Source organism: Massilia sp. P1_C10, from assembly GCF_056406475.1.
Window position 1 is genome coordinate 488,065 of sequence record NZ_JBFUAC010000004.1, and the last position, 12,772, is coordinate 500,836.

General features: G+C 65.4%; 12 protein-coding genes. 6 read left to right on the plus strand and 6 right to left on the minus strand.

Translation table 11 applies throughout. The features are described from left to right. Position 1: 1 nt before the first annotated feature. The 3 genes from AC1D02_RS12225 to AC1D02_RS12235 are packed head-to-tail and all read left to right on the plus strand — an operon-like array spanning position 2 to position 5,054. Entirely contained in the window at positions 2-3,010 is a 3,009-nt protein-coding gene (locus tag AC1D02_RS12225) for an FAD-binding and (Fe-S)-binding domain-containing protein (protein WP_477317121.1), read from the plus strand. 53 nt (positions 3,011-3,063) lie between these two features. Next, positions 3,064-3,846 (plus strand): enoyl-CoA hydratase/isomerase family protein, encoded by a 783-nt coding sequence (locus AC1D02_RS12230; RefSeq protein ID WP_477317123.1) that lies wholly within the window; start codon positions 3,064-3,066, stop codon positions 3,844-3,846. Then, positions 3,843-5,054, plus strand: a complete 1,212-nt coding sequence (locus AC1D02_RS12235) for a CaiB/BaiF CoA transferase family protein (protein WP_477317125.1) — start codon at positions 3,843-3,845, stop codon at positions 5,052-5,054. Before AC1D02_RS12230 ends, AC1D02_RS12235 begins: the two co-directional genes overlap by 4 nt. Before the next feature lie 11 nt (positions 5,055-5,065). On the opposite strand, the gene AC1D02_RS12240 is transcribed toward AC1D02_RS12235, so the two are convergent. Next, the gene (locus tag AC1D02_RS12240) at positions 5,066-5,338 is read right to left on the minus strand and encodes a hypothetical protein (protein ID WP_477317127.1); all 273 of its coding nucleotides are present in this window, start codon (positions 5,336-5,338) and stop codon (positions 5,066-5,068) included. Between the two features lie 290 nt (positions 5,339-5,628). Further along, entirely contained in the window at positions 5,629-5,826 is a 198-nt protein-coding gene (locus AC1D02_RS12245; protein ID WP_477317129.1) for a hypothetical protein, read from the minus strand. A gap of 311 nt (positions 5,827-6,137) precedes the next feature. Between AC1D02_RS12245 and AC1D02_RS12250 the strand changes: the two genes are divergently transcribed. The 3 genes from AC1D02_RS12250 to AC1D02_RS12260 all read left to right on the plus strand — a co-directional run bounded on the left by AC1D02_RS12250 (position 6,138) and on the right by AC1D02_RS12260 (position 7,927). After that, positions 6,138-6,428, plus strand: coding sequence for a hypothetical protein (locus AC1D02_RS12250; RefSeq protein ID WP_477317131.1), 291 nt, complete (start codon positions 6,138-6,140; stop codon positions 6,426-6,428). Positions 6,429-6,581: 153 nt separating this feature from the next. Then, on the plus strand, positions 6,582-6,782 hold the full coding sequence (locus AC1D02_RS12255) for a hypothetical protein (RefSeq protein ID WP_477317133.1): 201 nt from the start codon (positions 6,582-6,584) through the stop codon (positions 6,780-6,782). A gap of 191 nt (positions 6,783-6,973) precedes the next feature. Beyond that, entirely contained in the window at positions 6,974-7,927 is a 954-nt protein-coding gene (locus AC1D02_RS12260) for a DMT family transporter (RefSeq protein WP_477317135.1), read from the plus strand. Positions 7,928-7,974: 47 nt separating this feature from the next. Here AC1D02_RS12260 and fusA read toward each other — a convergent pair whose 3' ends face one another. The 4 genes from fusA to AC1D02_RS12280 form a co-directional block, all read right to left on the minus strand. Further along, positions 7,975-10,083, minus strand: a complete 2,109-nt coding sequence (gene fusA / locus AC1D02_RS12265) for an elongation factor G (protein WP_477317137.1) — start codon at positions 10,081-10,083, stop codon at positions 7,975-7,977. 175 nt (positions 10,084-10,258) lie between these two features. Continuing rightward, positions 10,259-10,795: a GNAT family N-acetyltransferase gene (locus AC1D02_RS12270; protein ID WP_477317139.1), complete on the minus strand. Its 537-nt coding sequence runs from the start codon at positions 10,793-10,795 to the stop codon at positions 10,259-10,261. A gap of 4 nt (positions 10,796-10,799) precedes the next feature. Beyond that, a complete protein-coding gene (locus AC1D02_RS12275; RefSeq protein ID WP_477317166.1) occupies positions 10,800-12,293 on the minus strand; it encodes a peptide MFS transporter in 1,494 nt (497 codons plus the stop codon). A 286-nt stretch (positions 12,294-12,579) separates the two neighbouring features. After that, the coding region (locus AC1D02_RS12280) for an IS3 family transposase (protein WP_477317141.1) at positions 12,580-12,772 on the minus strand (193 nt) is incomplete at its 5' end.

Here is a 12,772-nt window from a genome sequence, read left to right on the forward strand (position 1 = left end):
CATGAACGCCCCAGCCCCCGCCCCGGTCCAGTTGAGCGATGTCCTCGCCTCCCGCATGAATGCGCAAGACCTGGCGCGGCGGCTGCGCGCCGAGACCGGCGGCGAGGTGCTGTTCGACGCCGCCTCGCGCGGGCGCTACTCCACCGACGCCTCGATCTACCAGGTCGAGCCGGTCGGCGTGTTCGTGCCGCGCACCGAGGAAGACGTGAAGCGGGCGATGGCCATCGCGCGCGAACTGCGCGTGCCCATCCTCTCGCGCGGCGCCGGCACCAGCCAGTGCGGCCAGACCGTCGGCGCGGCGCTGGTCATCGACAACAGCAAATACCTGAACCAGGTCACCGATTTCGATGCGCGGGCGCTGACGGTAACGGTGCAACCGGGGCTCGTGCTCGATCACCTGAACGCCTGGCTCAAGCCGCACGGCCTCTGGTTCCCGGTCGACGTCAGCACTGCCGCACAATGCACGATCGGCGGCATGGCCGGCAACAACTCCTGCGGCTCGCGCTCTATCGCCTACGGCAACATGGTGCACAACGTCGCCGCCATCGACGCCATCCTGTCCGACGGCACCGAAGCGCGTTTCGGCGACGAGCTGTCGATGGCCGATGCGCCGGAGCGCGTGCGCTCGCTGGTGGCCGGCCTGCGCGCCCTTGCCGCGCGCGAGCACGAGGAAATCGAACGCATGGTGCCGAAGGTCATGCGCCGTGTCGGCGGCTACAACATCGACATCTGGCATCCGCAGAGCGAGCGGCCTTACACCACTGACGGGAGCGTCAACCTGGCGCACCTGCTGGTCGGCAGCGAAGGCACGCTGGCCGTCACGCGCCGCATCACGCTGCGCCTGCAGCCGCTGCCGAAGCACAAGACGCTCGGCGTCATCAACTTCCCGACCTTTCACCAGGCGATGGACATGACGCGCCACATCGTCACGCTCGGTCCGTGCGCGGTCGAGCTGGTCGACCGCACGATGATCGACCTCGCGCGCGGCAATCCGGCGTTCCGCCCGGTGATCGACAAGGCGCTGACCGGCGAGCCGGAGGCCATCCTGCTGGTCGAATTTGCCGGCGAGTCGCGCGACGAGCAGTTGGCCAGCCTGCGCAAGCTGGTCGAGCTGATGGCCCACCTCGGCCTGCCGGGCAGCGTGGTCGAGATGACCGACGCCGCCGCCCAGAGGGCGCTGTGGGAAGTGCGCAAGGCTGGCCTGAACATCATGATGAGCATGCGCGGAGACGGCAAGCCGGTGTCCTTCATCGAAGACTGCGCGGTGCCGCTGGAGCACCTGGCCGAATACACCAGCCGCCTGACCGAAGTCTTCGAGCGCCACGGCACGCGCGGCACCTGGTACGCCCACGCCTCCGTCGGCACGCTGCACGTGCGGCCCATCCTCGACATGCGCCGCGGCGGCGCCCACAAGATGCGCGCCATCGCCGAAGAAGCCGGCGCGCTGGTGCGCCAGTACAAGGGCGCGTTCTCCGGCGAGCATGGCGACGGGCTGGTACGCAGCGAATGGGTCGCGTGGCAGTTCGGTCCGCGCCTCGTACGCGCCTTCGAAGAGATCAAGGACCTGTTCGACCCGGCCGGCCTGATGAATCCCGGGAAAATCGTGCGCACCACGCGCATGGACGACAGCTCCCTGTTCCGTTACAAGCCCGGCTACGAACCGATGGCGATTGCGCCGGCGCTCGACTGGTCGGCCTGGAACGTGCAGGCCGACCCGGCGACCGAACAGGTGTCTGCGCCCGGCACCGGCGGCGATCCGGCCGGCGGCTTCGCCAAGGCGGTCGACATGTGCAACAACAATGGCCACTGCCGCAAATTCGACGCTGGCACCATGTGCCCGAGCTACCGCGTGACGAAGGACGAGCAGCACCTGACGCGCGGGCGCGCCAACACGCTGCGCCTGGCCCTGTCGGGACAGCTCGGCCCCGATGGATTCACGTCGGATGCCATGAAGGACACGATGGACCTGTGCGTCAGCTGCAAGGGCTGCAAGCGCGATTGCCCGACCGGCGTGGACATGGCGCGCATGAAGACCGAATTCCTCTACCACTGGCAGAGGAAGCACGGCCTGAGCCTCAAGGACAAGCTGATCGCCCACCTGCCGCGCTGGGCGCCGATGGCCGCGCGCATGCCGTGGCTGGCCAACCTGCGCGACACATTGCCGGGCGCCGCGCGCCTGTCCGAAAAGCTGCTGGGCTTTTCCGCGCGCCGCACGCTGCCGGCATGGCGCGGCGATACGTTCAACTCCACCGGCGTTCCGCCCGAACTGGCCGACGTGGTGCTGTTCGCCGACACCTTCAACCGCTATTTCGACTCCGAGAATGCGCACGCGGCCTTGCATGTGCTGGAAGCGGCAGGCTACAAGGTCCACGTCGCACACCCCGCGGATGGCGACACAAGACCTCTGTGCTGCGGCCGCACCTACCTCGCCAGCGGGCTGGTGGACGAAGCCAGGGCGGAAGCGAGCCGCGTGATCGAAGCGATGCGGCCCTTCGTCGCGCGCGGCGTGCCGATCGTCGGCCTCGAACCTTCCTGCCTGCTGACCCTGCGCGACGAGTTTCTCGTCATGGGTCTGGGCGCGGACGCCGACGCGCTCAGTGCGCAAGCTTTCCTGTTCGAGGAGTTCCTGGCGCGCGAACACGGCGCCGGGCGCCTGCAGCTGGCGCTCAAGGCGCTGCCGGCGACGCACGCGCTGTTGCACGGCCATTGCCACCAGAAGGCGTTCGACGCGGTGCGGCCGATCCAGACCGTGCTGGGGCTGATCCCCGGACTGAAGGTGGACCTGATCGAATCGAGCTGCTGCGGCATGGCCGGCAGTTTTGGCTACGACGCCGCGCACTACGACGTGTCGATGCAGATGGCCGAAGCGGCTTTGCTGCCGGCGATCCGCGCGGCGGCGCACGGCACCTTGCTGGTGGCCGACGGCACCAGCTGCCGCCACCAGATCGCCGACGGCGCCCAGCGCGAAGCCATCCACGTGGCGCGCGTGCTGCAGCAAGCGTTGGCGTGACAAATGGGGTCAGGTCCGCCGGACCTGACCCCGCCTTTGAACGGAGCGAGGAAATGAGCGACAACAACGGCAAGGTCCATCTCACCATCAACGACGGCGTCGCCGCCATCCTGATCGATCGTCCAGCCGCGCGCAACGCGATGACCTGGGCGATGTACGAGCAGCTTGGCGAGATCTGCGAGCGGCTGGCCGCGGACCCGGCGATCAAGGTCGCGACGATCCGCGGCGCCGGCGGCGAAGCCTTCGTGGCCGGCACCGACATCGAGCAGTTCCGCGATTTCCGCACCGCCGACGACGGCGTCGCCTACGAAAAGGTGATCGACATGCGCATCGGCCAGATCGAGCGCCTGCCAATGCCGACCATCGCCATAGTCGAGGGCTGGGCAATCGGCGGCGGACTGGCGATCAGCGCCGCCTGCGACTTCCGCATCGCCACGCCATCCGCTTCGTTCGGCGTGCCGATCGCGCGCACGCTGGGCAACTGCCTGTCGATGTCGAACACGGCGCGGGTGGTGGCCGCGTTCGGCCTGCCGCGCGCCAAGCGCATGCTGATGCTGGCCGAAACCATCGGCGCCGAAGAAGCGAAATCCTGCTCCTTCGTCACCGAGATCGCCGAGCCAGGCGAACTGGAAGCCGCGGCCGCGCGCCTGTGCAAGCGCCTGGCCGGCCACGCGCCGCTGACGATGCGGGTCTCGAAGGAAGCGATCTGCCGGATCGCCAACGAAGGCCTGCCGCACGGCGAGGACCTGATCCGGACCGCCTACGGCAGCCGCGATTTTCGCGCCGGCGTGGAAGCCTTCCTCGCCAAGGCCCGACCAGAATGGAGCGGCACATGAAGAAACACACAGGCCCCCTCGCGGGCATGCGCGTACTGGAACTGGCGCAGATCATGGCCGGCCCTACCTGCGGCATGATGCTCGCCGATATGGGCGCCGACGTCGTCAAGGTCGAGAAGCTTCCCGGCGGCGACGACGCGCGCGCATACCGCGAGCCACGCGTCAACGGCGTATCGGCACCGTTCATGATCCTGAACCGGAACAAGCGCGGCATCGCGATCAACCTGAAGACCGAACAGGGGCGCCAGATCCTGCTGCGCATGGTGAAGGACGCCGACGTCCTGACCGAAAACTACCGCCGCGGCACGCTCGAAAAGCTGGGCCTCGGCTACGACGTCCTGAGCGCCGTCAATCCGGGCCTGATCTACTGCGCCGTCTCCGGCTATGGGCGCGATGGACCGATGGGCGACAAACCAGGCTTCGACCTGATCGCGCAAGGCTTCTCCGGCCTGATGTCGGTCACTGGCGAACCGGGACGCCCGCCCGCCAAGACCGGCAACTCGATCGCCGACATCAACGCCGGCATCCTGGCGGTGGCGGGCATCACGGCGGCCTATGTGCACAAGCTGAAGACCGGCGAAGGCCAGGTGGTCGACACCTCGCTGATCGAGGCGGCGATTCAGCAGACCTACTGGCAGGCGGCGATCTACTTCGCCACCCGCGAATCGCCTGGTCCGACCGGGTCCGCGCATTTGCTGACGGCGCCCTACCAGGCGTTCCAGGCCAGCGACGGCTGGGTCAACATCGGCGGCGCCAACCAGGGCAACTGGGAGCGCATCGCGCATGCGCTCGGCCATCCGGAGTGGCTGGACGATCCGCGCTACGCGACCAATTCGGCGCGCATGGAAAACATGCAGGTGCTGGTGGAGTCGATGAACGCAGTGGTCGCGACGCGCACCAAGGCGGAGTGGATCGCCGTGCTCGATGCGGCGGGCGTGCCGGTCGGGCCGGTCAATACGGTCGGCGAGGCGCTGTCGCACGAGCAGACCCTGGCGCGCGGGATGGTGGTGGACCTTGTGCATCCGCAGGCCGGGGCCACCAAGGCGCTCGGCTGCCCGATCCACTTCTCGAAGACGCCGACGCGCATCGACCGGCCGGCGCCGATGCTGGGCGAGCATTCGCGCGAACTGCTGCGCGAGTACGGCTACGGCGACGCCGACATCGACGGCTTCATCGCCAACGGGGTGATCGAGGAAGCCGCAGCGTGAATACTTGATCGCTACTTGTTCTTGTGGCTTTGACGGCCCGCCGCGACATGCTGTGCGTGGGTGCCGCCCTGGCCGCCCGAACGGGAGCTACTCCCCTTCGAGGCTGACTGCCGGCTATCCGTGCGGTGGCTGGCGGTCTTGGTCTCGCCGTGCTCGGCGCGCTGCTTGTTGACGATCCGCGCCGCTACCTCTTCCTCGCGGCCCTTGTAGCGCCCTTCTTCCTTGATCTTGGCCTTGATTTCCTTGTATTCGCGCTCGCGCTTGGGACTGGCTCCGGTTGGCATGGCTTCCTCCGTGGTGACAACTCCGATGTCGCCAGCGTATCCACGCGTCCTCGCGCAGTAAGTGCGTTGGACCACATTCACCGCAAAAAAATGCCGGTCACTTTGCGAGGATGCGCGGCATGTGGGTGGTGCCGATTGCCTTCAGCCGCTCCCTAGGCGCGATCGACGCAAGATCCCAGGTGCCCACGGAGGTAGGCGCCGTCATTTGGCAGCGCCGCTTCGGTGGTGATGTGGCCCAGCATGTCGAAGCCCATGCGAGCTTCCAAGAATGGCGTGGCGCTGCGGTGCGTTCAAAAAGCAGCCGGACGCGCTGGCGCTGCGGGAAGTTCGCGGTGGTCGGACGACCGGGGCCCCACGAACGCCGTGGACGGCGCGCGCGGCAGGCGAACTTTATCGCACAGGATGGCAACCCGGTGGGGAGAAGTGCCGTTGAGCCGGCGTTCGACGCCATTCCACGGCGTCTGATTTTCCTGGGAGAATGTGTTCATCGCGTCTCGCTTTATTGCGGCTGAGCACCGCTTGTCACTCATTTTTAATATTAACGAAGCAACTTCGTTGTTATATTAAATCTATGTTTTCCATGCAATTTCACCTCTTGCCATACCGTCAGTATAGAACCGCATTTCCATGAATAAGCACAAGCTGGTGAGATTTTGTGAGTATCCGTCGTGACAACACAACAAGGTGAATTATCGTATCATCCTTACAACGAAAGTGTTTCATTATCCGTTTTGCATATATTCTTGTTGTCATCGGCGACGCCGAGACTTACCGTGAAGTCTTTAACAGGGAGATGAACATGAAGAGATTAGACGCAGCCGAGTCCGCACCGCTGCAGTACGATCCGAACCACTTTGTCGATCAGTTGTCGGCACGCCTGAAAGCAAAAAACGATGCGGCCCTGTGCCGACAGTTGGGAATCTCGCCCCCGCTGATCAGCAAGATCCGCCACCAGCGTCTGCCGATCGGCGCCTCGCTGCTGATTCGCGCCCACGAGGTGACCGGCATGGCGATTGCCGAGCTGCGCACGCTGATGGGAGACCGGCGCAGCAAGTACCGGATCGGCGAGGGTTTCGGAAAGGTCGCGTAAGCCCGCCGCCGCATTCACCATCGCGCCAGCCTCCTTTCGCCGGCGGCGCCGCGGCTGTATGCGCGCTCGTGGGCGTGGCCGCCCCGCTGGCCTGCTTCCTGGCCAGCGATTCCCTCACGGCCCAGGTTCTGATCAATCCCGTGCCAGTTCCGCATGCGCTACAACCTGCCGGTGCTGATCGCGCCGTCGGTTCCGGTGCAGACCGCGCTGCGCTGGAAAAGCTGCGCGACCCGCGTCGCCGCCAACGAGGCGTGCGTCAGCTTGCGCAATGCCGGCAACCGCCGCGTCAAGGTGCGCACGCTGAGCCTCGCCGGCGCCGACTGGCGCCCTGGCGCAGCGCTTGCGCCGCGTTGATGGCACCGACGCCAGCGTCAGCGTGGCCTGCGTCGCCATCGCCGCCGGCGGTACACGATCGCGCTCGGCCCGGGACAGGATCATTGCGGGAGGCGTACTGAATGGGACCGTACCTGTCTGCATGCGCCGGCAGCATGGCAACGCCGGCTGTGAGACACTGACGTCCCTCGCACCAACCGAAAACAACCTGCATGTGGAATGGAATTATGTGCGGCCTGCTGGCCGGGGCGCTGTGGGGCATGGTGTTCATCGCGCCCGAAGTACTGTCGGCGTTCTCGCCGCTCGAAATGGCGGTTGGCCGCTACATCGCGTACGGCCTGATCGCCGCCTCGCTGATGCTGCCGCGCTTGCCCGGCCTGCTGCGAAGGCTGGAGCGCAGCGATTACACGGCGCTGCTGCGGCACGCCTTGTCGGGCAACATCCTGTACTACATGCTGCTCGCGCTTGGCGTCAAGCTGGCCGGTGTCGCACCCACCTCGCTGATCATCGGCTTGCTGCCGATTACCGTCACCCTGTTTGGACATAAGGACCACGGCGCCGCGCCGCTGCGGCAGATGGCGCTGCCGCTGCTGACGGTCGGCACCGGCATCGCCTGCATCAACGTCGATGTGTTCACCCACGCGAGCGCCGCCGGATCCGACCTGGCGCGCACCTTTCTCGGCGTCCTCAGCGCGGCCGGCGCCCTGTTCTGCTGGACCTGGTACGCGATCGACAATGCCCGCTTCCTGAAGCGCAATCCTCATTTCAGCAGCGCCGAATGGTCGGCGCTGTACGGCATTTCGAGCGCGCTGATTGCGCTGCTGATCGGCGCGGTCGCCTTCGCCCTGTGGCATGGCGACGTCACTGGCGCCGCAGGCGTGGCAAGTGGCCGCGACTGGACGCTGTTCTGGATCGTCAATGGCCTGCTCGCGCTGGGCGCATCGGTGATCGGCAACCAGTTGTGGAATGTCGCCAGCCGGCGCGTGCCGGTGACCCTGTCCGGCCAGCTGATCTTATTCGAGACGCTGTTCGCACTGCTGTACGGTTTCATCTATCAGCAGCGCATGCCGCGCGCCATGGAAGTGGCGGCGATCGTGCTGCTGATCGCCGGGGTGCTGTGGGCGGTGCGCGTGCATGCGCTGGAAGACGAGCTGGCGCCGGCGTAGATCCCACATGGGGTCAGGTCCGCAGGACCAGACCCCTTTCGCGGCTGCTAATGGCGGGCCTTGGCGCCGGCTACCTGGTCGAGGATGTGCTTCGGCACCGCGGCGTAGTGCTTGAACTCCATCGTGTAGGTCGCCCTCCCCTGGGTCAGCGAGCGCAAGGTGGTCGAGTAGCCGAACATTTCGGCCAGCGGCACCAATGCTGCAATCAGCTTGCCGCCGCCACCAGGGATCTCGTCCATCCCCTGCACCATGCCGCGCCGCGCCGTCAGGTCGCCCATCACGTTGCCCATGAAGTCCTCGGGCGTCTCGACTTCGACCTGCATCATCGGCTCCAGCAGCACCGGGTCGCCGCGCCGCATCGCGTCCTTGAAGGCAATCGAGCCGGCCATCTTGAACGCGTTTTCGTTCGAATCGACGTCGTGGTACGAACCGAAGGTCAGCGTGGCTTTCACGTCGACCACGGGATAACCGGCCAGCACGCCGCTGCGCAGGCTCTCCTGCACGCCCTTGTCCACCGCCGGGATGAATTCGCGCGGCACCACGCCGCCCTTGATGGCGTCGACGAACTCATAGCCGGTACCGGGCGGCGTAGGCTCCAGCGTGAGCACCACGTGGCCGTACTGCCCTCGCCCGCCCGACTGCTTGATGAACTTGCCCTCGACGTCGACCGCCCGCTTGTGGATGGTCTCGCGGTAGGCCACCTGCGGCTTGCCGACCGTCGCTTCGACGCCGAACTCGCGGCGCATCCGGTCGACCAGGATCTCGAGGTGCAGCTCGCCCATGCCGGACATGATCGTCTGGCCCGATTCTTCGTCGGTGTGCACGCGGAACGACGGGTCCTCCTGCGCCAGCCGCTGCAGCGCGACGCCCATCTTCTCCTGGTCGGCCTTGGTCTTCGGCTCGACCGCCTGCGAGATCACCGGTTCCGGGAACACCATCTTCTCCAGCACGATCACGTGATCGGGTGAACTAAGCGTGTCGCCGGTCGTGACGCCTTTGAGCCCGACCGCCGCCGCGATGTCGCCGCAGTACACTTCCTTGATCTCCTTGCGCTCGTTGGCGTGCATCTGCAAAATGCGTCCCAGCCGCTCGCGCTGCCCCTTGGTCGGGTTGTAGACGGTGTCGCCGGAATTGACCACGCCCGAATACACGCGGAAGAACGTCAGCTGGCCGACGAAGGGATCGGTCATGATTTTGAAGGCCAGCGCGGCGAACGGATCGTCGTCGGACGGATGGCGCTCGATCACGCGGTCCTGCTCGTCGTGGCCGGCGATCGCGGGAATGTCCAGCGGCGACGGCAAATAGTCGACCACTGCGTCGAGCATCGCCTGCACGCCGCGGTTCTTGAAGGCGCTGCCGGCCAGCATCGGCACGATCTCGTTTCGGATCGTGCGCATGCGCAGGCCCTGCCTGATCTCGTCTTCGCTCAGGGCTTCGCCGTTCAGGTACTTCTCGGTCAGCTCGGGCGTCGCTTCGGCCGCCGCTTCGACCATCTGGTCGTGCCACTCCTGCGCGCTGGCCTTCAGCTCGGCCGGAATGTCCTCGTAGGCGAACTTGACTCCCTGGCTGGCGTCGTCCCAGCGGATCGCGCGCATCTTGACCAGGTCGACCACGCCGTGGAAGTCGTCCTCGGTGCCGAGCGGGATCTGGATCGGCACGGCGACGCCCTTGAGGCGCTCGAGGATCTGCTTGCGCACGCGGAAAAAGTCGGCGCCCACGCGGTCCATCTTGTTGATGAAGGCGATGCGCGGCACGGCGTACTTGTTCGCCTGGCGCCACACCGTCTCGGACTGCGGCTGCACGCCGCCGACCGCGTCGTAGACCATCACGGCGCCGTCCAGCACGCGCATCGAGCGCTCGACTTCGATGGTGAAGTCGACGTGGCCCGGGGTATCGATGATGTTGATGCGGTGCTCGGGGAAATTGCCGGCCATGCCGCGCCAGAACGCGGTGGTCGCCGCCGAGGTGATGGTGATGCCGCGCTCCTGCTCCTGCTCCATCCAGTCCATCGTGGCCGCGCCGTTGTGCACTTCGCCGATCTTGTGATTGACACCGGTGTAGAACAGGATGCGCTCGGTCGTGGTGGTCTTGCCGGCGTCGATGTGCGCGCTGATGCCGATGTTTCGATAGCGTTCGATAGGGGTCTTGCGGGTCATCACTAGCTCCTGTGGTGTCATGCGAGGTGCATGGTTTAACGGCGCGGCAGTAACGAATCCTCTATCATAAACCGCTTGCGGCGGTCGTGCGCGGATCGCCGCTCCCTCGTCGGTAGAACGTGGGAGCGGGGGTCTTCAGAGCAAGTATTGTATTTATTGAACGCGGCGATAGCGTTCAGCGCTCGCCCTGGCGGGCCAGCCATTCGGCGCGGGTGATTTCGTAGGCCAGGGTGGTCATCTGGTACCACGTCTCCTCGCCGCGAAAGCGCATGCCCAGGCGTTCCATCACCAGGGCCGACTTGCGGTTCTCGGGATGGCAGACCGCGGTGACCAGGCCGGCGTCGGTTTCCTCGAACGCGAAGGCGGCCAGACGACGCGCGGCCTCGGACGCATAGCCCTGGCCCCATCGGTCGGCGCGCAGGCGCCAGCCGAGTTCCAGCGGGTTGGCCGCATCGCGGCCCAGGTGCTGGACGCAGCCCATGCCGATCATTTCTCCGCTGGACTGCTCGATGAAGGCCCACCAGGAATAGCCGAACCGTGCCCACGCGGCCTTGACGCGCTCAATCGCGGCGTGGGTGTCCGCGCGGGTATCCGGCTTGCCGGTGATGTAGCGCATGACGGCCGGATCGCTGTTCAGGGCGAACAGGCCGTCAAAGTGCGCATCGCCGATTGGCTCGAGCCGCATGCGCGCCGTGGTCAATACCGGCAACATGCGATCAGCTGTGCGAATGGTGGGTCGCGGTCAGCCGGCGCATCAGCGGCAGCGCGGCCAGCGCGATCAGGGTGCAGGCGATCGCGGCGAAGCCCAGCTTGTTGAACAGGCTGGTGTAGATCGGCAGCGTGAGCAGCGGATCGGTGACGTCTTTCGGCACGCTGGCGTAATTGGCCACCACGCCGCCCAGGTACTGCGAGATACCCGATGCGACGAAATAGGCGCCCATCATGAAGCCGCCCATGCGCGCCGGCACGTAGCGCGCCATCATCGCCAGGCCGAGGCCCGAGACCAGCAGCTCGCCCAGCGAATACAGGCCATAGCCGGCGATCATGATCCACGACGAGGTCAGGCCATTGACGGCGAACTGGCCGGCGACGCCGTAGGTGAAGAAGCCCAGCGCGACGACGGCGAAACCGAGCGCGAATTTGCCGGCGATCGACAGGTCCGTGCCGCTCTTGCCGGCGCGCGTGTATACCCAGGCCAGCACAGGGCTCAGCACCATGATCCAGATCGCGTTGAGCGCCTGGAACTGCGCCGGCGACCAGGTCCACAGGTGGGCGCCGAGCACGTTGAATTCGAGGTCCACGTTACGCAGGGCGAACAGCGACAGCGAGGTCGACATCTGCTGGTAGAAGATGAAGAAGAACACGGTCTGCAGGGTCAGCACCAGTGCGGCGATCAGGCCGGCGCGCTCGCTCACTTCGCTCTTGTTGATCAGGTAGACGAAGATGCCCAGAACGACGAAGCCGGCGATGTACACGAAGGCGCGCGCGATGCTCTGGTATTCGAGGATGACGACCGAGGCGACGACGGCGACGGCGCCGCCGGCCAGCACCATCATCAGCTTGCCGACGTTGAGCGGCTCGGCGTCCGGCGGCGAGCCGATGTGGCCGATAGTGGCGCGCATCATCAGGCCGCTCAGGATGCCGACCACCAGGCCGACGCTGCAGAAAGCGAAGGCGGCATGCCAGCCGAGTTCATTGCCGTAGGTGGCGTTGACGTAGTCCTTGATCCACGGCGTGGCCAGCATCGACACGGTGGAGCCGACGTTGACGGCCATGTAGTACATCGTGAAGGCGCTGTCGATCTTCGAGTCGTCGCCTTCATAGATCTTGCGCACCAGGTTGGCGGTGTTCGGCTTGAACAGGCCGTTGCCGACGACGATGACGCCGAGCGCGACGAACAGGAAGCGGGTGTCCTGGGCCGGCACCGCCATCAGGCCGTAGCCGATCGACAGGATGATCGCGCCGATGAACATGCAGCGCTTGGTGCCGAGCACCTTGTCGCCGATCCAGCCGCCGATTGCCGGCGCGACGTAGATCAGGGCGGCGGCGGCGCTCCACACCAGGTTGGCGCGGCTGTCTTCGAAGCCCATGCGCTGGACCATGTAGTACACGATCAGCGCCTGCATGCCGTAGTAGCCGAAGCGCTCCCACAGTTCGATCATCCAGATCGTCATGAATGAGCGAGTCTGGGTGTAGGGTTGGAGTTGCATGTCCATTTTGTTGTTCCGTAGTATTAATTTTCGGTTAAGATTTCGGCACCCCAACTACGATGGTTGCGGCGGCGCGCATAGTATCGTCGGATTGTGGCGCGATGCCTACAAAATTTAATGTGCGGTTGCAACATTTTCGTATCAAAAGAATCAGGCTGCGGCGACAAACCCAGGGTCAGGTCCGACGGACCTGACCCTGGACCTTGGGCCGCGGCGTGTAAATGGCTAAGATGGGGTCAGGTCCGCAGGACTGAAGTGCCACCCAAATGTTGGACAGCGAGGATAACTAGCTGATCGCGTACCGAATCCTGTACTTCACAGGACTCAGGCCCTTCAGCCTCGATTTAATGCGCTTGCAATTATAGTATTCGATGTAGCTTGTGATCGCGAGCTGTAACTGGTCGACGCTGCTGAATTTCGTTCGATGAAACATCTCGCTTTTGAGGATGCCAAAGAAGTTCTCCATCACTGCATTGTCA

Excerpts from the sequence above, each read along its gene's own strand:
- AC1D02_RS12225 (WP_477317121.1), top strand. The coding sequence starts at position 2 with ATGAACGCCCCAGCCCCCGCCCCGGTCCAGTTGAGCGATGTCCTCGCC.
- AC1D02_RS12230 (WP_477317123.1), top strand. The coding sequence starts at position 3,064 with ATGAGCGACAACAACGGCAAGGTCCATCTCACCATCAACGACGGCGTC.
- AC1D02_RS12235 (WP_477317125.1), top strand. The coding sequence starts at position 3,843 with ATGAAGAAACACACAGGCCCCCTCGCGGGCATGCGCGTACTGGAACTG.
- AC1D02_RS12240 (WP_477317127.1), bottom strand. The coding sequence starts at position 5,338 with ATGCCAACCGGAGCCAGTCCCAAGCGCGAGCGCGAATACAAGGAAATC.
- AC1D02_RS12245 (WP_477317129.1), bottom strand. The coding sequence starts at position 5,826 with ATGAACACATTCTCCCAGGAAAATCAGACGCCGTGGAATGGCGTCGAA.
- AC1D02_RS12250 (WP_477317131.1), top strand. The coding sequence starts at position 6,138 with ATGAAGAGATTAGACGCAGCCGAGTCCGCACCGCTGCAGTACGATCCG.
- AC1D02_RS12255 (WP_477317133.1), top strand. The coding sequence starts at position 6,582 with ATGCGCTACAACCTGCCGGTGCTGATCGCGCCGTCGGTTCCGGTGCAG.
- AC1D02_RS12260 (WP_477317135.1), top strand. The coding sequence starts at position 6,974 with ATGTGGAATGGAATTATGTGCGGCCTGCTGGCCGGGGCGCTGTGGGGC.
- fusA (WP_477317137.1), bottom strand. The coding sequence starts at position 10,083 with ATGACCCGCAAGACCCCTATCGAACGCTATCGAAACATCGGCATCAGC.
- AC1D02_RS12270 (WP_477317139.1), bottom strand. The coding sequence starts at position 10,795 with ATGTTGCCGGTATTGACCACGGCGCGCATGCGGCTCGAGCCAATCGGC.
- AC1D02_RS12275 (WP_477317166.1), bottom strand. The coding sequence starts at position 12,293 with ATGCAACTCCAACCCTACACCCAGACTCGCTCATTCATGACGATCTGG.